Source organism: Streptomyces prunicolor (genome assembly GCF_045162825.1).
Taxonomy (GTDB): domain Bacteria; phylum Actinomycetota; class Actinomycetes; order Streptomycetales; family Streptomycetaceae; genus Streptomyces; species Streptomyces prunicolor.
The window spans coordinates 7784091-7803422 of record NZ_CP108676.1 but is presented as its reverse complement, the minus strand read 5'-3'; the positions used below and the strand labels follow the sequence as shown (position 1 = coordinate 7803422).

21 protein-coding genes are annotated in these 19332 nt (G+C 69.4%); 1 reads left to right on the top strand and 20 read right to left on the bottom strand.

The window, feature by feature from the left end:
* From rlmN to rpsB, 6 genes are all read right to left on the bottom strand, one after another.
* Entirely contained in the window at positions 1-1107 is a 1107-nt protein-coding gene (rlmN, locus tag OG588_RS36000; protein WP_405950868.1) for a 23S rRNA (adenine(2503)-C(2))-methyltransferase RlmN, read from the bottom strand.
* 107 nt (positions 1108-1214) lie between these two features.
* On the bottom strand, positions 1215-2405 hold the full coding sequence (locus tag OG588_RS35995) for a phosphatidate cytidylyltransferase (RefSeq protein WP_405950867.1): 1191 nt from the start codon (positions 2403-2405) through the stop codon (positions 1215-1217).
* Entirely contained in the window at positions 2405-2962 is a 558-nt protein-coding gene (gene frr / locus OG588_RS35990; RefSeq protein WP_019058716.1) for a ribosome recycling factor, read from the bottom strand. The genes OG588_RS35995 and frr overlap by 1 nt, the downstream gene beginning before the upstream one ends.
* A gap of 130 nt (positions 2963-3092) precedes the next feature.
* A complete protein-coding gene (gene pyrH, locus OG588_RS35985) occupies positions 3093-3851 on the bottom strand; it encodes a UMP kinase (RefSeq protein ID WP_019058715.1) in 759 nt (252 codons plus the stop codon).
* A 204-nt stretch (positions 3852-4055) separates the two neighbouring features.
* Positions 4056-4892, bottom strand: coding sequence for a translation elongation factor Ts (gene tsf, locus OG588_RS35980; RefSeq protein ID WP_019058714.1), 837 nt, complete (start codon positions 4890-4892; stop codon positions 4056-4058).
* 191 nt (positions 4893-5083) lie between these two features.
* Complete coding sequence (gene rpsB, locus OG588_RS35975) at positions 5084-6055, bottom strand: 30S ribosomal protein S2 (protein WP_405950866.1); 972 nt, start codon at positions 6053-6055, stop codon at positions 5084-5086.
* A gap of 279 nt (positions 6056-6334) precedes the next feature.
* Between rpsB and OG588_RS35970 the strand changes: the two genes are divergently transcribed.
* Entirely contained in the window at positions 6335-6904 is a 570-nt protein-coding gene (locus tag OG588_RS35970) for a murein hydrolase activator EnvC family protein (protein WP_405950865.1), read from the top strand.
* A gap of 64 nt (positions 6905-6968) precedes the next feature.
* Here the strand turns inward: OG588_RS35970 and OG588_RS35965 are convergent, their stop codons facing one another.
* The 14 genes from OG588_RS35965 to rimM all read right to left on the bottom strand — a co-directional run bounded on the left by OG588_RS35965 (position 6969) and on the right by rimM (position 19277).
* Entirely contained in the window at positions 6969-7526 is a 558-nt protein-coding gene (locus tag OG588_RS35965; protein ID WP_405953292.1) for a TetR/AcrR family transcriptional regulator, read from the bottom strand.
* 118 nt (positions 7527-7644) lie between these two features.
* Positions 7645-8487 (bottom strand): RNA polymerase sigma factor WhiG, encoded by an 843-nt coding sequence (gene whiG, locus OG588_RS35960; protein ID WP_019058710.1) that lies wholly within the window; start codon positions 8485-8487, stop codon positions 7645-7647.
* Positions 8488-8758: 271 nt separating this feature from the next.
* Positions 8759-9901 (bottom strand): DNA-processing protein DprA, encoded by a 1143-nt coding sequence (gene dprA / locus OG588_RS35955; protein WP_405950864.1) that lies wholly within the window; start codon positions 9899-9901, stop codon positions 8759-8761.
* Between the two features lie 878 nt (positions 9902-10779).
* Positions 10780-12405 carry a YifB family Mg chelatase-like AAA ATPase gene (locus tag OG588_RS35950; RefSeq protein WP_405950863.1) on the bottom strand — a complete coding sequence of 542 codons (1626 nt, stop codon included), beginning with the start codon at positions 12403-12405 and terminating at the stop codon, positions 10780-10782.
* Position 12406: 1 nt separating this feature from the next.
* On the bottom strand, positions 12407-12769 hold the full coding sequence (locus tag OG588_RS35945) for a YraN family protein (protein WP_405950862.1): 363 nt from the start codon (positions 12767-12769) through the stop codon (positions 12407-12409).
* 143 nt (positions 12770-12912) lie between these two features.
* Positions 12913-13221, bottom strand: coding sequence for a DUF2469 domain-containing protein (locus OG588_RS35940; RefSeq protein ID WP_003965949.1), 309 nt, complete (start codon positions 13219-13221; stop codon positions 12913-12915).
* A 56-nt stretch (positions 13222-13277) separates the two neighbouring features.
* Positions 13278-13817: an NUDIX hydrolase gene (locus tag OG588_RS35935; protein ID WP_405950861.1), complete on the bottom strand. Its 540-nt coding sequence runs from the start codon at positions 13815-13817 to the stop codon at positions 13278-13280.
* A complete protein-coding gene (gene lepB, locus OG588_RS35930) occupies positions 13807-14586 on the bottom strand; it encodes a signal peptidase I (RefSeq protein ID WP_405950860.1) in 780 nt (259 codons plus the stop codon). Before lepB (OG588_RS35930) ends, OG588_RS35935 begins: the two co-directional genes overlap by 11 nt.
* Before the next feature lie 78 nt (positions 14587-14664).
* Complete coding sequence (gene lepB, locus OG588_RS35925; protein ID WP_405950859.1) at positions 14665-15639, bottom strand: signal peptidase I; 975 nt, start codon at positions 15637-15639, stop codon at positions 14665-14667.
* Entirely contained in the window at positions 15527-16648 is a 1122-nt protein-coding gene (gene lepB / locus OG588_RS35920) for a signal peptidase I (protein WP_405950858.1), read from the bottom strand. Before lepB (OG588_RS35920) ends, lepB (OG588_RS35925) begins: the two co-directional genes overlap by 113 nt.
* The gene (gene lepB / locus OG588_RS35915; protein ID WP_266862724.1) at positions 16641-17357 is read right to left on the bottom strand and encodes a signal peptidase I; all 717 of its coding nucleotides are present in this window, start codon (positions 17355-17357) and stop codon (positions 16641-16643) included. The genes lepB (OG588_RS35920) and lepB (OG588_RS35915) overlap by 8 nt, the downstream gene beginning before the upstream one ends.
* A gap of 45 nt (positions 17358-17402) precedes the next feature.
* Positions 17403-17753, bottom strand: coding sequence for a 50S ribosomal protein L19 (rplS, locus tag OG588_RS35910; protein ID WP_019058701.1), 351 nt, complete (start codon positions 17751-17753; stop codon positions 17403-17405).
* A 133-nt stretch (positions 17754-17886) separates the two neighbouring features.
* Positions 17887-18720 (bottom strand): tRNA (guanosine(37)-N1)-methyltransferase TrmD, encoded by an 834-nt coding sequence (gene trmD / locus OG588_RS35905; RefSeq protein WP_393759431.1) that lies wholly within the window; start codon positions 18718-18720, stop codon positions 17887-17889.
* Complete coding sequence (gene rimM, locus OG588_RS35900) at positions 18717-19277, bottom strand: ribosome maturation factor RimM (RefSeq protein WP_405950857.1); 561 nt, start codon at positions 19275-19277, stop codon at positions 18717-18719. The genes trmD and rimM overlap by 4 nt, the downstream gene beginning before the upstream one ends.
* Between the last annotated feature and the right edge of the window lie 55 nt (positions 19278-19332).

The following is a 19332-nucleotide window of genomic DNA, read 5'->3' as shown; positions in this document are numbered from 1 at the left end:
TTACCGCTCGGTGGCCGCGAGCTGGCCGCACGCTCCGTCGATCTCCTGGCCACGGGTGTCCCGGACGGTGACCGGCACCCCATGGGCCGCGATGGCCTCGACGAACGCCTTCTCGTCCTCGGGGCGGGAGGCCGTCCACTTCGAGCCCGGCGTCGGGTTCAGCGGGATCAGGTTGACGTGCACGGGCTTGCCCTTGAGGAGGCGGCCGAGCCGGTCACCGCGCCACGCCTGGTCGTTGATGTCGCGGATCAGCGCGTACTCGATGGACAGTCGGCGCCCCGACTTCGCCGCGTACTCCCAGCCCGCGTCGAGGACCTCGCGCACCTTCCACCGGGTGTTCACGGGGACCAGGGTGTCGCGCAGCTCGTCGTCGGGCGCGTGCAGCGAGATGGCGAGCCGGCACTTGAAGCCCTCGTCGGAGAACCGGTGGATCGCCGGGACCAGTCCGACGGTCGAGACGGTGATCCCGCGCTGCGAGAGGCCGAGGCCGTCCGGCTCGGGGTCGGTGAGGGCACGGATCGACTGCACGACCCGCTTGTAATTGGCGAGGGGCTCGCCCATCCCCATGAAGACGATGTTGGACAGCCGCGCGGGACCACCGGGGATCTCTCCGTCCCGCAACGCCCGCATCCCGTCGACGATCTGGTGCACGATCTCACCGGTCGACAGATTGCGGTCGAGCCCGGCCTGACCGGTCGCGCAGAACGGGCAGTTCATCCCGCACCCCGCCTGCGAGCTGATGCACATGGTGACCCGGTCCGGGTACCGCATCAGCACGGACTCGACGAGCGTCCCGTCGAACAGCCGCCACAGCGTCTTGCGGGTGGTGTCCTGGTCGGTCGACAGATGCCGTACGACGGTCATCAGTTCAGGAAGCAGCGCCTCTTGCAGCTTGGCGCGCGAACCGGCGGGGATGTCGGTCCACTCCGCCGGGTCGTGCGCGAACCGCGCGAAGTAGTGCTGCGAGAGCTGCTTGGCGCGAAACGGCTTCTCCCCGATCGCGGCGACGACTTCCTTGCGCTCGGCGGGCGTGAGATCGGCAAGGTGCCGCGGCGGCTTCTGGGCTCCGCGGGGGGCGACGAATGTGAGTTCTCCGGGCTTAGGCATGGCCCTACCAGTGTCGCAGACATACGAAGAGGGACTCGCCGCCCTGTGGACAACGAGCCCCTCGTACGCAAAACCGCAGGTCAACCGCTCCGTAAGCCGGCCGGTTCTCAGCCGGAGCCGACGAACAGCACCAGCAACAGCCACACCACCGGAGCCGTCGGCAGCAAGGAGTCCAGCCGGTCCATGATGCCGCCGTGCCCCGGCAGCAGCGTGCCCATGTCCTTGATGCCGAGGTCGCGCTTGATCATGGACTCGCCGAGGTCGCCCAGCGTGGCGCTGGCCGCGACCGCGAGGCCCAGGATCAGGCCCTGCCACCAGCTGCCGTCGTCGATCAGGAACTGCATGCACAGCGCGCCCGCCACCATCGCGAAGGACACCGCCCCGAACAGGCCCTCGCGGGTCTTTCCGGGGCTGATGCGCGGGGCGAGCTTGTGCGTGCCGAAGCGCCAGCCGATGGCGTACGCCCCGGTGTCGCTGACCACGGTCAGCAGCAGGAATGTCAGGACCCGCCAGGCGCCGTCGTCGGCGGTGAGCATCAGGGCGACGAACGTGGCCAGGAACGGCACGTAGAACGCCGCGAAGACGCCCGCCGTGACGTCCTTGAGGTAGCCCTCGGGCGGTTCCGTCATCCGCCAGACGAGGACGGCGAGCGCCGTGAGCGCCATGGCGACCCAGGCTCCCTCAGGACCCCGGACGTAACCGGCGACGACCATCGCGGCGCCGCCGACCGCCAGGGGCACTAGGGGCGCCTTGATGCCCTTGCGCTCCTGCAGCCGCGAGGTGAGCTCCCACAGGCCGACCACGACGGCGACCGCTATCACTCCGACGAACGCGGCCTTCACCACGAAGAGGGACGCGATGATCACCACGGCGAGCCCGACGCCGACCCCTATGGCCGCACCGAGGTCCCGGCCCGCGCTCTTCTTCTGCGGGGCGGGCGCCGGTGGCGGGACGTCGGGCATGGGCTCCGGATTCTGCGGCACCGCCCCGTAGGGCTGCGCCTGCGGCGTGTCAGAGGGCTGCGTCCGCGGGTCGTACGGCTGTGACTGCCGTACGTCGTACGGCGGTTGCTGCGTCTCGTCGCGGAACAAGGGGCCGCTCAGCCGAGCGGCCCCCCGGTCGTCATCCTGGTGTCCGCCGTATGCGGGCTCGTCGGGCACGATGGGCATGGGGCGAGTCTGCTGCGCCTCAGGCGCATCGTACGTGGGACCCGCCGGGGCAGCCCCCTGGACAGGCCCCTGGTCGGACGGCCCCCAGTACCCGGCTTGTGGCGGTGCTCCCCAGGAAGAGTCGTTCATCAGACCTCGAGCAGCTCCGCTTCCTTGTGCTTGAGGAGTTCGTCCACCTGGGCGACGTACTTCGCCGTGGTGTCGTCGAGCTCCTTCTCCGCACGACGGACCTCGTCCTCGCCGGACTCCTTGTCCTTGACGAGCTTGTCCAGGGCGTCCTTGGCCTTGCGGCGGACCGCGCGGATGGACACCTTGGAGTCCTCGGCCTTGGTCCGGGCGACCTTGATGTAGTCCTTGCGGCGCTCCTCGGTCAGCTCGGGGAAGGTCACTCGGATGATGTTGCCGTCGTTGCTGGGATTCACGCCCAGGTCCGAGTCGCGGATCGCCTGTTCGATGTTCCGCAGCGCGGTCTTGTCGAACGGGGTCACCACGGCCATGCGCGGCTCCGGCACGGAGAACGAAGCCAGCTGGTTGATCGGCGTCAGCGCTCCGTAGTAGTCCGCCACGATCTTGTTGAACATCGCCGGGTGCGCACGGCCGGTGCGGATCGCGGCGAAGTCCTCCTTGGCGACCACGACGGCCTTCTCCATCTTCTCCTCGGCCTCGAGGAGGGTCTCTTCGATCACCACTTGCTCCTGCGTGTCTTGAGTAGGCCCGGCTGCTGTGCTGTGTCGGCGTCGGCGGCCGGCTGCGTCGCGTCTTCTTCCTGCACGGTTCCCGACCGGCAGGACATTGTCCATCCCCCGGTCAGGGTCATCAGCCCTGGCTGCCTTGGTCACCCACAAGCGTGCCGATCTTCTCACCCTTGACGGCGCGGGCGATATTGCCCTCCGCCAGAAGCTCGAAGACCAGGATCGGAAGCTTGTTGTCGCGGCACAGCGTGATGGCGGTCATGTCCGCGACCTTCAGGTCCTGGGTGATGACCTCGCCGTAGCTGAGCGAGTCGAACTTGACGGCCTCGGAGTTGGTCTTCGGGTCGGAGTCGTAGACCCCGTCCACGCCGTTCTTGCCCATCAGCAGCGCCTCGGCGTTGATCTCCAGGGCGCGCTGGGCGGCGGTGGTGTCGGTGGAGAAGTACGGCATGCCCATACCGGCGCCGAAGATGACCACGCGGCCCTTCTCCAGGTGGCGCACGGCGCGCAGCGGGATGTACGGCTCGGCGACCTGACCCATGGTGATGGCGGTCTGGACGCGGCTGTCGATGCCCTCCTTCTCCAGGAAGTCCTGGAGCGCGAGGCAGTTCATCACCGTGCCGAGCATGCCCATGTAGTCGGAGCGGGCCCGGTCCATGCCGCGCTGCTGGAGTTCGGCGCCGCGGAAGAAGTTGCCGCCGCCGATGACGACGGCGACCTCCGCGCCGTCCCGTACGACGGCCGCGATCTCACGGGCGATCTTGTGCACCACATCGGGGTCGACGCCCAGGCCACCGCCGCCGGAGAAGGCCTCTCCGGACAGCTTCAACATGAACCGGCCGCGTACCTTGCCGTCGTCGGTCTTCTGGGGCTTGGTGGTCATGACGTTCTCGCCTCTTTTACGTGGTCGCACATACGAAGAAGGCCACTGCCGGTGGGGTGTGGTTCGCATCCCATGCTCGGCAATGGCCTCCTCGTCAGATCTGCTGTCGTCCGCCACGCGCGCGTGCGCGACGGCGTACCGGCTCGACTGCTGACGACCCTAGCGGGATTCCGCGGGGCGCCGCGCGTCGATCGCGGTACGGACTCAGATGCCGACCTTGATGCGCGTGAAGCGCTTCAGGGTGACACCCGCCTCGTCCAGAACCTTCTGGACGGACTTCTTGGGGTCGAGCGCGTACGGCTGACCGAGCACCGTCGCGTCCTTGAAGAAGCCGTTGACGCGACCCTCGACGATCTTGGCGATCGCGGCCTCGGGCTTGCCCTCGGCGCGGGTGACCTCCTCGGCGATGCGGCGCTCGGACTCGACGACCTCGGCCGGCACGTCCTCCTTGGCCAGGTACTTCGGCGCGAAGGCGGCGATGTGCTGGGCGACACCGCGGGCGACCTCGGCGTTCGGCTTGTCCAGCTCGACGAGGACACCGATCTGCGGGGGCAGGTCGGGCATCGTGCGGTGCATGTACGCGGAGACGTAGCCGTCGGTGTACTGGGCGAAGCGGTCCAGGACGATCTTCTCGCCCAGGTTCGCGTTGGCCTCGTCGACGAACGCCTGAACCGTCTTGCCGGACTCGATCTCGGAGGCGAGGAGCGCCTCGATGTCGGCCGGGGAGGTGGCGGCAACGTGCTGGGCGATCTGGTTGGCGACGGCCTGGAACTTCTCGCCCTTGGCGACGAAGTCCGTCTCGCACTTCAGCTCGACCAGGACACCGGAGGTGTTGTCGTCGGCGATGACGGAGACCACGGCGCCGTTCTCGGCGGAGCGGCCCTCGCGCTTGGCGACGCCCTTCTGGCCCTTGATACGGAGCGCCTCGACGGCCTTCTCGACGTTGCCGTCGGCCTCGTCCAGGGCCTTCTTGCAGTCCATCATGCCGGCGCCGGTGAGCTCGCGGAGCTTCTTGACGTCGGCGGCGGTGTAGTTCGCCATGATCTGAAAATCTCTTCTCGGAGTTCGAAGTCTCGAAGTCGGCGGCGGCCGCGTGGTGAGCGGGCTTCCGCCAAAGATCTACGGGCTACGAAGATCTAGGGGCTGTGGATGAACGGCGGGTGGCGCGGTCCGCACCACCCGCCGTCACTTCAGTCAGCCCTTTGGCCCGGAAGGTCAGGCCGTTGGCCGGGTCAGGCCTGCTCGGCCTCGGCGGCCGGAGCGGCCTCGACCTCAGCCTCGGCGACCGGAGCGGCCTCGGCGGCGGGGGCCTCGACCTCGGCAGCGGCCTCAGCGGCGGGAACCTCGTCGGCCTGCTCGGCGTCGGCGACCTTCTCCGTCTCGGCGGAGGTCTGCACCTCGGCCTCGGCGGCCGGAGCCTCGTCAGGCTTCTTCTCGCCCTCGAGCAGGTCGCGCTCCCACGCGGCGAGCGGCTCGCCGGCGGCCTTGTCACCCTTGGCCTCGGCGGCGACACCGGAGCGGCTGATGAGGCCCTCGGCGACGGCGTCGGCGATCACGCGGGTGAGCAGGGTGACGGAGCGGATCGCGTCGTCGTTGCCCGGGATCTTGTAGTCGACCTCGTCGGGGTCGCAGTTCGTGTCGAGGATGGCGACGACCGGAATGTTGAGCTTCCGGGCCTCACCGACCGCGATGTGCTCCTTCTTGGTGTCCACGATCCAGACGGCGCTGGGAACCTTGGACATCTCGCGGATACCACCGAGGGTCTTCTCCAGCTTGGCCTTCTCGCGCGAGAGCACGAGAAGCTCCTTCTTGGTGAGACCGGACGCGGCGACGTCCTCGAAGTCGATCTGCTCGAGCTCCTTGAGGCGCTGCAGACGCTTGTAGACGGTGGAGAAGTTGGTGAGCATGCCGCCCAGCCAGCGCTGGTTGACGTAGGGCATGCCGACGCGGGTGGCCTGCTCGGCGATGGCCTCCTGCGCCTGCTTCTTCGTACCGACGAACATGACCGTGCCGCCGTGGGCGACGGTCTCCTTGACGAACTCGTAGGCGCGGTCGATGTACGACAGCGACTGGAGCAGGTCGATGATGTAGATGCCGTTGCGCTCCGTGAAGATGAAGCGCTTCATCTTCGGGTTCCAACGACGGGTCTGGTGACCGAAGTGGACGCCGCTTTCCAGCAGCTCCCGCATCGTGACGACGGCCATGGCCGTTCTCCTTGATTTACTCGGTTGTGCCGCGAGCACCGGACGGCACTCGCGCCTGACGCCCACGTGCGCGTGCCCAGAGGACCGAGGAGCGCTGACACCGGTTTCGTCTTACGACGGAGGACCGGATGCCGGGGCGTGCGAAGTCGACCCGGTGACCCGGATCGCCAAAGGAAGTGTACGGGACCCGCGAGGCACCGGGTGACGCCGTTGTCCACAGCCCCTCGTCGGTCCACAGGTCCCGGCCATGATCGACTCGGATACGGCACGGTTTGTGCCATGCGAACGCGACGACGTGACCTTCCTGTGCGCGCAGCCCTGGCGTTACTGCTGGGCCTGCTGCTGACCTTCTCGACCTGCACGGCCCGGGCGAACGACAGCCCACCACCCGTACCCGCAGTCCCGGCCCCCTCAGTACCGGCCATCGCCCGCACCTGGCCCGTCGGTTCCCACCCCTTGGTCCTACGCGGCTGGGAACCCCCGGCGACGGTCTACGCCCGGGGCCACCGGGGCGTGGACTTGGCGACCCCGGCCGGCGCCGAGGTACGAGCGGTGGCGGCGGGCCGGGTGTCCTTCGCGGGTCGGGTGGCGGGGAGAGGGGTGGTCGCGGTCGAACTGACCGGCACGGACTTACGCACGACGTACGAGCCAGTGACGGCGACGGTGAAGAAGGGCGACGAGGTGGAACCGGGCGAGGTGGTAGGCACCGCGGAAATCACCGGCTCCCATTGCGCAACGACGTGCGTGCACTGGGGCCTACTGAGAGGAGAGACGTACCTGGACCCGCTGGCGCTACTGCCGCCGTGGCTGCTGAATCGGGGCCCGTCACGTCTGTTGCCGGTTCTGTGACCCCGCTCCTTTTAGGGGCGCGGGGAACTGCGCGCCCAGCCCCCACCGGGCCCGCGGACGAAACTCACCCCTGAACCCCCCGCAAAGCCATACTCACCGCAGCCTCAGTAATCACCGAGGGATCCTCCGCCGCCCCCAGCTCGATCCTGCGGACCGCCGCATCAACAACACCCTGAACCAACATCGCCGCCAGCCGAGGCTCCCCATGCCCCATCTCCCCGAGCGCCGAGACGATCATCGCCACCAACCCCCCATGCGCGGCACGGATCTTCTCCCGAGCCCCCGCATCGAGTTCGCTCGCGGAGATGGCAACAACAGCCCGATGCCGCCGATCCCCGACCAACGCAAGCTGCTGCCGCACATACGCCTCGACCTTGCCCTCCGCCGAGTCAGCACGTTCCATCGCCGCCGACACATCCGCCGCCCAGACGGGAAAGTCGACCTCGCACAGCTCCTCGACGACAGCGGCCCGAGAGCGGAAGTACTCGTACACGGACGACCGCGCCAGCCCCGTCCGCTCGGCCAGGGCCGGGAAGGTCAACGCCTCCGTCCCACCCTCGGACAGCAGGGAACGAGCCGCGTCCAGCAGGGCGGCTCGCTGCATCGACCGGTGCTCGGCCACGGAGGCCGCTCGAATCCTTGGCACGTCAACCACTCTACGGACGGTGCACGTCCGACGGGAGTGACAAGGGCCATGCAGGCACGATTCTGCGAGGTCGAGAAGGCGGTACGTCTTCTGCTCAACGGCCGAAACTCGCCAGCTTGGCCCGCAGCTGCAACACGGACTTGGTGTGGATCTGGCTGACCCGGCTCTCGGTCACCCCGAGCACGTTGCCGATCTCGGCGAGCGTGAGGCCCTCGTAGTAGTACAGCGTGACGACGGTCTTCTCGCGCTCGGGCAGTGTGTTGATCGCCCGTGCCAGGAACCGCCGCAGCTCCCGCCCTTCCGCCACCTCCACCGGGTTGTCGGCGGCCGTGTCCTCCAGGGTGTCCATCAGGCTGAGCCGGTCGCCGCCCTCGCCGCCGGCATGCAGCAGCTCCTCCAGGGCGACCACGTTGGCCAGCGACAACTGGCTGAAGACGGCGTGGAGTTCCTCCACCGCGATGCCCATCTCGGCGGCAACCTCGCCCTCACTGGGCGTGCGCCTGAGCCGCGCCTCCAGCGTGGCGTACGCCCGCTCCACGTTCCGCGCCTTCTGCCGCACCGAGCGCGGAATCCAGTCCAGCGCGCGCAGTTCGTCGATCATCGCGCCCCGGATGCGGGTGATCGCGTACGTCTCGAACTTGATCTCCCGCTCGATGTCGAACTTCTCGATCGCGTCGATCAGTCCGAACACCCCCGACGACACGAAGTCCGCCTGTTCCACATTGGGCGGCAGCCCGACGCTCACCCGTCCCGCGACGTACTTCACGAGCGGCGAGTAGTGCAGGATCAGCTGCTCACGCAGCCGCTCGTCGCCCGTCGTCTTGTACGACCGCCACAGCTCGTCGAGCGTCGAGGGAGCCGGCGGCCGGACGCTGCCACCGTCGCGGGCGGCTGGGGGGATCGCCGCCCGGTCGGACCCGGAGGTGTGCTGGGGCATTCGTCGCCTTGTGCCGTTCTGCTGTGAAGTGGGGGTGCCTGGGTGAGCTGTCGGAGTGATGGGGAGATGCCGGTCTGTGCCGGAATCCCCGTGAGCGTAGCGTGACTGGAGTGTCGCGGTGTGCGAAGGGCGGGGCTCGGACCGGGCACGGACGCGTTCGAGAGGGTGCCGGAACGGGTCGCTCCGATTGCTCTGCGTGATCACCGGAATGCGCCAACTGCGGGAATTCCCAAGGGCGTCGGGGTTCCCCCGGACGGCCGAACACGCTCGGTCAGCGGCGCCCCCGATCGGGCCGGACCGAGATCATCGCCTGGCGTGTCAACTTCCAGCCGTCGCCGTGTCGTTCGACGTAACCAAGTGCTCGGAGTTCGTACAGTCTCGCGATCGCGTCGTCCTCCGTGGTCTGCGCGCCGCGCGCGATCTCCCGTGGCAATGCGGCCCTGTTGCCGGGCAGTGCGGCGAGGATGCGCCGGGCGGCCGGCTCCAACAGGTCGCGCGGGAGCACCGGTCCGCGTCGGTCGGGGGCCAGTTCGCCCATGCCGCCGACCAGTTCGACGATTTCCGCCACGTCGGTGACCAGTACCGCGTCCCCGCGCAGCAGTTCGTGCACCCCTGCGGACAGTGCACTTGTGGCAGGCCCGGGCACCCCCATCGTGTGGCGCCCCAACCGCTGCGCGGCCCGCGCCGTGACGAGGGACCCGCTCCGGTACGCGGCCTCGACCACCACAGTGCCCCTGGTGAGCGCGGCGATCACCCGGTTCCGGAGGATGAACCTGCTCGGCGTCGGATGCTCGCCGGGCGGCAACTCGCCGACCACAAGCCCCTGTTCGGCGATCCTCCGGATCAACTCGGCATGCCCGCGCGGGTAAGGCCGATCGACGCCGCAGGCGAGCACGGCGACGGTGACATCGGTCGCGCCGAGGGCGCCGCGATGGGCGGCACCGTCGACTCCGTAGGCTCCGCCGGACACGACCACCCAGCCGCGTTCGGCCAGTCCGGCGGCGAGGGTGGCCGCCATGTGCGCGCCGTACTCGGTGCAGGCGCGGGCGCCGACGACGGCGACCGACTTGAGTGCCAACACCCGCAGGTTGGGATGCCCGCGCACCCACAGTCCGATCGGCCGCGCGTCTCCGAGATCGTCGAGCTGGGCGGGCCACTCGACATCACCGGGACACACGAACCGGACGCCGGCATCCTGCGCGACGGCCAAGTCCCGCCCGGGCTCGACCAGTCCGGCCCGTGCGCACAGCCCGGCCCACCGCTTGTCGGTCACCCCGGTGAGCTGCGGCCCTCCGTTCCCGAGCCGCCGGGCGACCTCCACGGCCCCCAGCTCCCGGACCCACCGGCCGGCGACCTCGTCGCCGGGTTCGACAACCCGGGTCAGAAAGACGCGGGCGAGCAGATCGTCGCCCACGTCATGGGTCCCGATCCGGTCATCAACCCCGGTCGCATCGTCGGCCCCGGCCGGGCCATCGGTCCCGACCCGGCCATCGGCCCAGATCACATGGCCGGCCCTGACCCGGCCATCGCCCCCCGTCCTGTCATTGACCCCGCCCGCGTCACCGGCACGGGTCATGTCACCGGCTCGGGTCACGTGGTCGGCCCCGATCTCATCACCGGACCCGTCCCGGCCATCGGCGCGGACGCGGTCATCGGTCCCGGTCGCGCCAGTGGTCCCGTCCCAGCCATCGGCCCCGCTCAATTGACCGGTGCCGGTCGTGCCATCGGTCCGGGCGCGACCTTTGGCCCCGCCAACGTCATCAGCCCCGGCGAGATCAGGACTCCCGGCCCAGCCATCGACCTCCATCCGGCCATCACCCCCGGTCGCGCCCTCGATCCCGGTCCGGTCATTGGCCCCGCCCGCGCCATCAGTCCCAGCCCGGTCAGGACTCCCAGCCCAGCCACCGCCCCCGGTCGCACCATCGGCCCCGGTCCGGCCTTTGGCCCCGCCCGCGCCATCGATCCCGGCCCGATCAGAACTCCCGGCCCACCCGTCGACCCCGTTCACACTCCCGATCCCGGTCCGGCCATCACCCCCGGTCGCGCCCTCGATCCGGGCCCAACCCTTGGCCCCGCCCGCGCCATCAACCCCAGCCCGATCAGAACTCCCGGCCCACCCATCGACCCCGTTCACGCCCCCGATCCCGGTCCGGCCATCACCCCCGGTCGCGCCCTCGATCCGGGCCCAACCCTTGGCCCCGCCCGCGCCATCAACCCCAGCCCGATCAGAACTCCCGGCCCACCCATCGACCCCCATCCCGTCGTTGACCCCGCCCGAACCATCGGCCCGGGTCACGTCATCGCCCCGATAGCCATCGGCACGCCTCGCGGTACGCCCGTGCGCAGTTGGAGCGCGAGGGCGACATCCATCGCGCCGGGTCGGTCGTGGCCGACCAGGTCCGCGACCGTCCAGGCGACGCGCAGCACCCGGTCGAGCCCGCGCGCGGTGAGCGCACCGCGCTCCAGGCTGCGCTCGGCCTCGTCCATCGCGCCGCGCTCGGCGTGCCAGCGGCTGCGCAGTTCGCGGCCGGGCACCTCGCTGTTGGTGCGCCAGGGCGTGTCCGCGAGCCGCGCCGCCGCCCGCTCCCTGGCCGCCCGCACCCGGTCCGCGACCGTCGCCGTGGACTCGCCCCGCGAACCGCGCCCGGTGAGCTGGTCACGCGTGACGCGGTCCACCTCCACCCGCAGGTCCACCCGGTCGAGCAGCGGCCCGGAGAGCCTGGCCTGGTACCTCCGGATCGACATCGGCGCGCACTCGCACAGATCATCGGTCTGCGAGAAACGGCCGCACGGACAGGGGTTGGCCGCGAGCACCATCAGGAACCTAGCCGGGAACCGGACCACGCCCGCACTGCGCGCGATCACCACATGCCCGGCCTCCAGCGGCTGTCGCAGCGCGTCGAGGGCCTGACCGCTGAATTCTGGCGTTTCGTCCAGAAAAAGCACCCCTCTGTGTGAAAGCGACACCGCCCCGGGCCGTGCGATCCCCTGCCCGCCCCCGACGAGCGCCTGCATCGTGGCCGAGTGGTGCGGGGCGCAGTAAGGAGCGACGTCGATCAGGGGTTTGCCCGGAGGCAGCAGGCCCGCCACCGAGTGCACCGCCGTGACTTCCAGGGACTCCTGCCGGTCGAGCCGGGGCAGGACCGCGGGCAGCCGCTCCGCGAGCATCGTCTTCCCGGCACCCGGCGGGCCTTCGAGGAACAGATGATGGCCGCCGGCCGCCGAGACCTCCACGGCCGTCCGCGCCGAGAACTGGCCGACGACATCGGTGAGATCGTGCCCTGGGTCGTGCTGGGACGCGCCCACACTGTGCATCCCCGTGGCCGCGCCCGTGCCGGGCATACGCAACCCGGCGAGCAGCGGGTCCGGGCGTCCCAGCTCGTCCGGGTCCTCGTCGGGGACCGGTTCGTCGGCTAGTACGGCGATCAGCTGCCGCAGGGTGCGGACGCCCAACACGGATACCCCGGGCACGAGCGACGCCTCGGCGGCGGCGCACTCCGGGACGACGACCTGCTCGTATCCGGAGTCGGCCGCGGCCAGTACGGCGGGCAGGATGCCCCGGACCGGCCGGACCCGTCCGTCCAGGCCCAGTTCGCCGATCATCACGATGTCGGCGAGCACGCGCGGATCGATCCGCTCGGCCGCACCGAGGACGGCCGCCGCCACGGCGAGGTCGAACCCGCTGCCGCTCTTCGGCACCGACGCCGGGCTGAGCCCGACGGTCAGTTTCTTCTGCGGCCAGGGCGCTCCCGAGTTGACGACCGCGGCCCGCACCCGATCCTTGCTCTCCGTCAGGCTCTTGTCGGGCAGTCCCACCAGCGTGAACGCCGCGACGCCCGGTTCGAGGTCGGCCTGCACCTCGACGACCACACCCTCGACGCCCACCAGCGCCACCGAACACGTACGAGCGAACCCCATCTCAGAACACCCCCCGGGCGTGCTCGACCACGGCCCTGCCGCGCCGGGGCACGACGACGCCCACCAAGTCGATACGGACTCCTCCCGGCGGGGCTCCCCCGTGCGCGTGGATCCACCGCGCGGCGAGGCCTCGTAGGCGCTCCGCCTTCTTGGGTGTGACGGCGGCCATCGGGTGCTGGAAGGCGCCCCTCCGCCGGGTCTTGACCTCGCAGACCACCAGGACGTCCCCGTCCCGCGCCACGATGTCGATCTCTCCGGTCCTGCCACAGCGCCAGTTGCGCTCCAGGACCGTCATCCCGGCGGCGACCAGCCGTCGTGCGGCCACTGTCTCGCCGTACTTGCCGAGTGCACTGCGTGCGTTCATGTCGGCACCACCTCCGGCACCAACCGTCACGCAGAACGGTCCACCAAGTGGATCTTGGTGGACCGTTCAGTGATTGTGGAAAACTCCGTCACCCACACGAGTGACAGCCACCCCACGGGCAGCCGCCGTCACCCGCACCGCCGTCAGCCGCCCGGCAGCTCCAGATCGCTCTTGTTCAGCTCCTCGATGTTCACGTCCTTGAACGTGAGCACGCGGACCTGTTTCACGAAGCGAGCCGGTCGATACATGTCCCACACCCAGGCATCCGCCATGGACACCTCGAAGAACACCTCACCCTGAACCGAGTGCACCTGCATCTCGTAGTCATTGGTGAGGTAGAAGCGCCGTTCGGTCTCGATCACATATTTGAACAGACCGACGACATCGCGGTACTCCCGGTAGAGCTTCAGCTCCATCTCGGTCTCGTACTTTTCGAGGTCCTCGGCGCTCATGGCATGTTCCCCTTCACCCGTGCGATCCCACCATTGTGCGCCAGTCCCGTGAGCCCCTAGACGATTTCGGTGTCGAGGGTCACGGGCCCGGCCGGGGGACCTTCGTCGAGCAGCCTGCGGAGCAGCTCGGCGAGTCTGGTCGGATACACCGTCTCATGCGCCCGGTCCAGTTCCCGGCACGTCCACCAACGCGCTCCGGAGACGCTGCGGCGCTCCAGCTCGGTGAGGGCCGTGGCGCCGGGCACGCCCTCGGCCGTGGCGGACGTCCTGGCCAGGAAGTACCACTCGTCCTGGTCCCAGCGGCGGCCCGCGAACGGGAAGGAACAGGTCCGCGTCCACAGCACCGGGCCGAGTTCGACCTGGGTGATGCCGGTCTCCTCCGCGAGTTCCCGTAGCGCCGCCTCCTCGTGGGTCTCGTCGCCCTCCAGGCCGCCGCCCGGCGTGAACCACCAGTCGTCGGACGGATCGTCCGGCTCATGGCCGTGGAGCAGCAGGATGCGGTCCTGCGGGTCGAGGAGGATCACCCGGGCGACCTTGCGCAGACCGCCCTCGTACGAGTCGCCGTAGGCGCCCTCCTCGGTGGCCTCAGCGGGCACCGGCGGGCTCCGTCCGGGTGCGGGTACGGCGGCCGGCCGCCAGCTTGGCGATCGGGCCGTAGGCGCCGCCGCCGAGGACGAGCACCGCGCCCGCGATGATCAAGGCGACGATCGTGCTCAGCGGGCCGGGGCGGGAGAGGGCGCCGAGCGGCTCGAAGCCGGTGGGGCGCTCCAACATGCCCTTCATGGGCCAGACGACGGCGTCCACGCGGGCGCTCACGGCGCTGCTCGCGACGGTGCCGGCGGCGACGTCCGTGAGGTGGGCGCTGGAGTCCAGGGAGCCCTGGCGTTCGTCGCCGAGGAGGAACAGGCGGCCCTTGGGGACCTTCACCGCGGGGATCGTCTTGATCTCGGCCGGCCCGCCCTTGAGGTAGTCCTCGGCGATCTGCTTGCCGTTGACGACCAGCTTGCCGTTCGTACAGCAGGAGACGGTGTCCCCGCCGACGGCGACCACACGCTTGACCACGGGCGCGTTCGTCACCCAGGTCTTGTCCGTGAAGACCACGACGTCACCGCGGCGCACCTCGTCGCCGTCGACCCGTTGGGCCAGCACCCGGTCGCCCGCGTCGATCGTCGGCGTCATCGAACCGGTCGGCACCGTGTACGGCCGGTAGACGACCGCTCCCCAGCCGAATCCTCCGAGGAACAGCACAAGGCCCAGCGCGACGGCCAGTCCGGACAACCGCTGTCCGGTCCGGCTGCCCACCGGGCCCTTGCCTGTGCCACCGCCGGCACGCGGGGCCGTACGTGTTGCGCTCTCGCCACCCATGGGTCCGCACCCTACCCGGCGGTACCGAGGGTGGTCAGCCCTTCCTCCGGGACCAAGGTCACAAGCTCTACAAGGCCTTTACTCGGTCTTGGCCGAGCGCCTACGACGCCACAGTGCCAACGGCAGGACACCGACGAGGGCGAGGCCCTCCGGAGCGGCCGTCAGGAGCCGGGAGGCGGAGGCCTGGGTGTTGATGCCCGCCTGGTCGAAGGTGTCCGGGACCGGCAGCGTGCCCCAGCGGTTGATGGGCCAGGCCTTGACGATCGCGCGGCCGACGACCTCCTTCACCGGGACCATGCCGTGGTGCTTGTCGGACTGGTTGTAGCGCGAGTCCCGCGAGTTCTGCCGGTGGTCGCCCATCACCCAGATGTCGCCCTTGGGGACCTTGACGGTGAACTGGCCGCCCTGGTCGTCGTTGGTGCACGGGGTGTTGCCGGGGTAGACGTACGGCTCGTTCAGCGCCTTGCCGTTGACCGTCAGCGGGCCGGTGCCGCTGCAGGAGATGGTGTCGCCGCCGACGCCGATGACCCGCTTGATGAGGTCCTTCTCCTGGGCGGACGGCATCAGGCCGATCCAACTGAGCACCGTCTGCAGGGCGTTCGGGTTCGCCGCCGGCTCGCCCGCCAGCCAGTTGTCCGGGTCGTGGAAGACGACGACCTCACCGCGCTCGGGCTCGGAGCCGAACCACGGGGTGAGCTTGTCGACCAGGACCCGGTCACCCTGCTGGAGGGTGTTCTGCATCGAGTCGGAGGGGATCGAGAACGCCTGCACCAGGAACGTCTTGATCAGCAGCGCGAGGACGAGCGCGATGACGACCAGGATCGGCAGCTCCTTCCAGAAGGAGCGCGGCTTCCTGGGTTGGGCGGGCGGATCGCCCGGTCCCCGTTCCTCGGTGCGGGTCGTGTCGCCCGGCGCCGTACCGTCCTCGTCAGCTCCGGAGTCACTCCCGGAGGTCACGGCGCTGTCCGCGACCGGGTCCGGTGCTTCCACGGGACGTCCGCGGTGCTCCTCGCCGTCGTGTCCGGACCGTGCGCCAACCGCCACATCCCCCACGCCAACTCCTTACTCTGTGCCGCCGCCTGCCCCATCCTCGGCGCAGGCCCACCACTCCCATAACGAGCGGGAGTTCCGCAGGGCTCGGGAGTTGGGCCGATCCGTTCGGATCGACCGGGGCAACCCTATGCGACAGTTCGGGACCGGCGGTCGTCCCCGACACGGAGTTGGAAACCGATGCGAAGGTTTTAGGTTCGTTCAGGCTGGTCCAGTGGCCCATGGGCCAGGCGATCACCTTGGCCCGCCCGACCACCGAACTGAGCGCGACCGTGCCTCCGTAGCTGGTGTTCTGGTGGGCTCGGGAGTCCGCCGAGTTGCCGCGGTGGTCGCCCATCACCCACAACCGGCCCTTGGGAACGGTGATGTCGAACTTCGATTCGGACGGGGCGTTCCCCGGATACAGGTAGTCGGCCTCGGTCAGCGGAACGCCGTTGACGGTCACCCGGCCTTGCGCGTCACAGCACTTGACGTGGTCACCGCCGACGCCGATGACCCGCTTGATGAGGTCCTTCTCGTTGTCGGACGGCAGCAGGCCGATGAACTGGAGGCCTTCCTTGACCTGCTTGACCACGATGGGGTCGTTCTTCTTGGTGGTCTGTTCGTCCGCGAGCCAGCCGCCCGGGTCGTGGAAGACGACGACGTCACCGCGCTTGGGCTCGGAGCCGAACCACGGGGTGAACTTGTCGACCAGGACCCGGTCGCCGATCCGGATCGTCTGCTCCATGGAGCCCGACGGGATCACGAACGCCTGGAGGAGGAAGGTCTTCAGGACCAGGGCTATGAGGACCGCGACTCCGACCAGGAGCGGTATCTCCCGGACCGCGGAGCGCCGTCTGCGCCGCTTGACCTTGCGCTGGAGCTTGCGCCGCTCGGCCCGGCTGCGGCCGGCTCCCCCGGCCGGGGCGAGCGCGCCCGCGCCCGCGCGCCGGAAACCGGTCGGCAGCAGGTTCTCGTTCCCGAAGGAGCCGCCCGGCGGTGTGGCGCCGCGGGGCTTGCCGCGGTTACCCATGGGCGCCGTCCGCGGCGGGTACGCGCGCGTAGGCGCCGGGTCGGACGAGGTGGGTCCAGTGCCCGGCGGGCCAGACGACCCAGTCGGCTCGCCCGATGACGTCACCAACAGGAATCATGCCTCCGCCCGGGTCGCCCAGGTGGTCCCGGGAGTCACTTGAGTCGCCGCGGTGGTCACCGAGGACGAACAGCGTGCCGTCGGGCACGACCACGTCGAAAGCCACGGTGGACGGAGCGTCACCGGGGTACAGGAACGCCGTCTCGTCGACCGACCGCCCGTTCACCTGGAGCCTCCCCTTCTCGTCGCAGCAGACCACGTGGTCTCCCCCCACACCCACAACGCGCTTGATGTAGTCGGCGTCCCCGAAATAGCCGGTTCCGTCGAACACCACGATGTCGCCGCGCCTCGGATGAGCACCAAAACGGTACGCCAACTTATTTACGAGAACGCGGTCGCCGATCCTCAATCCGGATTCCATGGATCCGCTAGGAATGTGGAATGGCTGGACCAAGAACGTGTTGAGCAGCAGCAGAAACACCAGACAGACCAGGGCAGTCAGGGTGATCCGGCCGCCCGGCAGCCACTCCGCGACCCGCGACACCAACGCGAAACGCGACCGGTCCTCCGGCCCTTCGGTGTCCGAGGTGGCCTCGGAGTCGGAAGGACGGGAGGAGCGGTCGCGCTCCGTGTGCTGTGCTTCGGTGTCCATCGGAGCCAGATGTTATCCGGCCCCGATATGAACCCCGTATCAAGCTCAGTTGTCGCGCTTCTCCTTGATCTTCGCGGCCTTGCCGCGCAGGTCACGGAGGTAGTACAGCTTCGCGCGACGGACGTCACCACGGGTCACGAGCTCGATCTTCTCGACGATCGGGGTGTGCACCGGGAAGGTGCGCTCGACGCCGACGGAGAACGAGACCTTGCGGACCGTGAAGGTCTCACGGACACCGGCGCCCTGGCGACGGATGACTACGCCCTTGAACTGCTGCACACGGGAGCGGTTGCCCTCGATGACGCGGACGTGGACGTTGACGGTGTCACCCGGGCGGAAGGCCGGGATGTCGGTGCGCAGCGAGGCGCCGTCGACGATGTCGAGCAGGTGGGACATTTCGTCTGCTTTCTTCATCGATGCCACAGGTCACCGACGGGAGTTAGGTGAAGGGAAGGATGCTGTCCGTGTCGGGGCGGGCGTCATGTCCCCCTGTGGCAGGGGCGCACGCCGGACGACGCACAACAGCGACCTATTCTTCCACGCCGTCCGGCCTGCGCCAAAATCGGCCGTACGGCTCCCCCGCCGGGTCCGGTGACCAGCCCAGGATCGAGAGCATCTCGCGGTCCTTCTTGTCGAAGGTCTTGGGCTCGCAGCGCTCGATCAGGTCGGGCCGGTGGGCGGCCGTGCGCTTGAGCGCCTCGTCGCGCCGCCAGCGGGCGATCTTGCCGTGGTGGCCGCTGAGCAGCACGTCCGGGATCCCCTGGCCGCGCCACTGGGGCGGCTTGGTGTAGATCGGCCCCTCCAGGAGGTTGGCCATGGCCCCGGGCGCGAAGGAGTCGTCGCGGTGGGACTCGGCGTTGCCCAGGACACCCGGCAGCAGCCGTGCCACGGCCTCCGTGACGACCAGGACGGCCGCCTCGCCGCCGGCGAGCACGTAGTCGCCGATGGACACCTCGTAGACGGGCATCCGGGTCGCGTACTCGTCGATGACCCGCCGGTCGATGCCTTCGTAGCGGGCGGGCGTGAAGACCAGCCAGGGCCGCTCGGAGAGTTCTACGGCGAGTTCCTGGGTGAAGGGCCGGCCGCTGGGCGTGGGCACGACGAGCGCGGGCGTACCGGAGCCCGTCTCGTAGCCGTCGGCCAGGACGGAGTCCAGGGCGTCGCCCCAGGGCTCGGTCTTCATGACCATGCCGGGGCCGCCGCCGTAGGGGGTGTCGTCGACCGTGTTGTGGCGGTCGTAGGTCCAGGAGCGCAGATCATGCACGTGCACATTCAGCTGTCCACGCGCGCGTGCCTTGCCGACGAGGGAGACGTTCAGCGGTTCGAGGTACTCGGGGAAGATCGTGACGACGTCGAGCCTCATGCGTCGGCGTCCTCTGCGGACTCTTCCCGGCTGGACACGATCTCCGCGCGGTCGTCGATCAGGCCGGGCGGCGGATCGATGACCGCGCGCTGCTCCTCCAGGTCGATCTCGATGACGATCGACTCGACGAACGGGATCATCACCTCGCTGCCGTCGGGCCGCTCCACGATGAAGAGGTCCTGGGAGGGCAGGTGCGAGATCTCGGTGATCCGGCCGACCTCCTCGCCGTCCTTGGTGACGACGTCGAGGTCCATCAGCTGGTGGTCGTAGTACTCGTCCTCCTCCTCGGGCAGCTCCTCCGGGTCGATCTCGGCGATCAGGAGGGTGTTGCGCAGGGCCTCGGCGCCGGTGCGGTCGCTGACGCCCTCGAAGCGCAGGAGGAGACGGCCGCTGTGGACACGGCCCGTCTCGATGGTCAGGGGGCCGGTGGAGGCGGGTTCGGTGGCCAGGACGGCGCCGGGCGCGAGCCTGAGCTCCGGCTCGTCGGTGCGTACCTCGACGGTGACCTCGCCCTTGATGCCGTGGGCACGGCCGATACGAGCGACTACCAGCTGCACTGTGCTTGATCTCCTGTAGTACGACGACGGGCCGGGGACGGCCCGCAGGCCCTCC

Coding starts and splice junctions, on each gene's coding strand:
- rlmN (WP_405950868.1), bottom strand. CDS start 1,107: ATGCCTAAGCCCGGAGAACTCACATTCGTCGCCCCCCGCGGAGCCCAG.
- OG588_RS35995 (WP_405950867.1), bottom strand. CDS start 2,405: ATGAACGACTCTTCCTGGGGAGCACCGCCACAAGCCGGGTACTGGGGG.
- pyrH (WP_019058715.1), bottom strand. CDS start 3,851: ATGACCACCAAGCCCCAGAAGACCGACGACGGCAAGGTACGCGGCCGG.
- tsf (WP_019058714.1), bottom strand. CDS start 4,892: ATGGCGAACTACACCGCCGCCGACGTCAAGAAGCTCCGCGAGCTCACC.
- rpsB (WP_405950866.1), bottom strand. CDS start 6,055: ATGGCCGTCGTCACGATGCGGGAGCTGCTGGAAAGCGGCGTCCACTTC.
- OG588_RS35970 (WP_405950865.1), top strand. CDS start 6,335: ATGCGAACGCGACGACGTGACCTTCCTGTGCGCGCAGCCCTGGCGTTA.
- whiG (WP_019058710.1), bottom strand. CDS start 8,487: ATGCCCCAGCACACCTCCGGGTCCGACCGGGCGGCGATCCCCCCAGCC.
- OG588_RS35950 (WP_405950863.1), bottom strand. CDS start 12,405: ATGGGGTTCGCTCGTACGTGTTCGGTGGCGCTGGTGGGCGTCGAGGGT.
- OG588_RS35945 (WP_405950862.1), bottom strand. CDS start 12,769: ATGAACGCACGCAGTGCACTCGGCAAGTACGGCGAGACAGTGGCCGCA.
- OG588_RS35940 (WP_003965949.1), bottom strand. CDS start 13,221: ATGAGCGCCGAGGACCTCGAAAAGTACGAGACCGAGATGGAGCTGAAG.
- lepB (WP_405950860.1), bottom strand. CDS start 14,586: ATGGGTGGCGAGAGCGCAACACGTACGGCCCCGCGTGCCGGCGGTGGC.
- lepB (WP_405950858.1), bottom strand. CDS start 16,648: ATGGGTAACCGCGGCAAGCCCCGCGGCGCCACACCGCCGGGCGGCTCC.
- lepB (WP_266862724.1), bottom strand. CDS start 17,357: ATGGACACCGAAGCACAGCACACGGAGCGCGACCGCTCCTCCCGTCCT.
- rplS (WP_019058701.1), bottom strand. CDS start 17,753: ATGTCCCACCTGCTCGACATCGTCGACGGCGCCTCGCTGCGCACCGAC.
- trmD (WP_393759431.1), bottom strand. CDS start 18,720: ATGAGGCTCGACGTCGTCACGATCTTCCCCGAGTACCTCGAACCGCTG.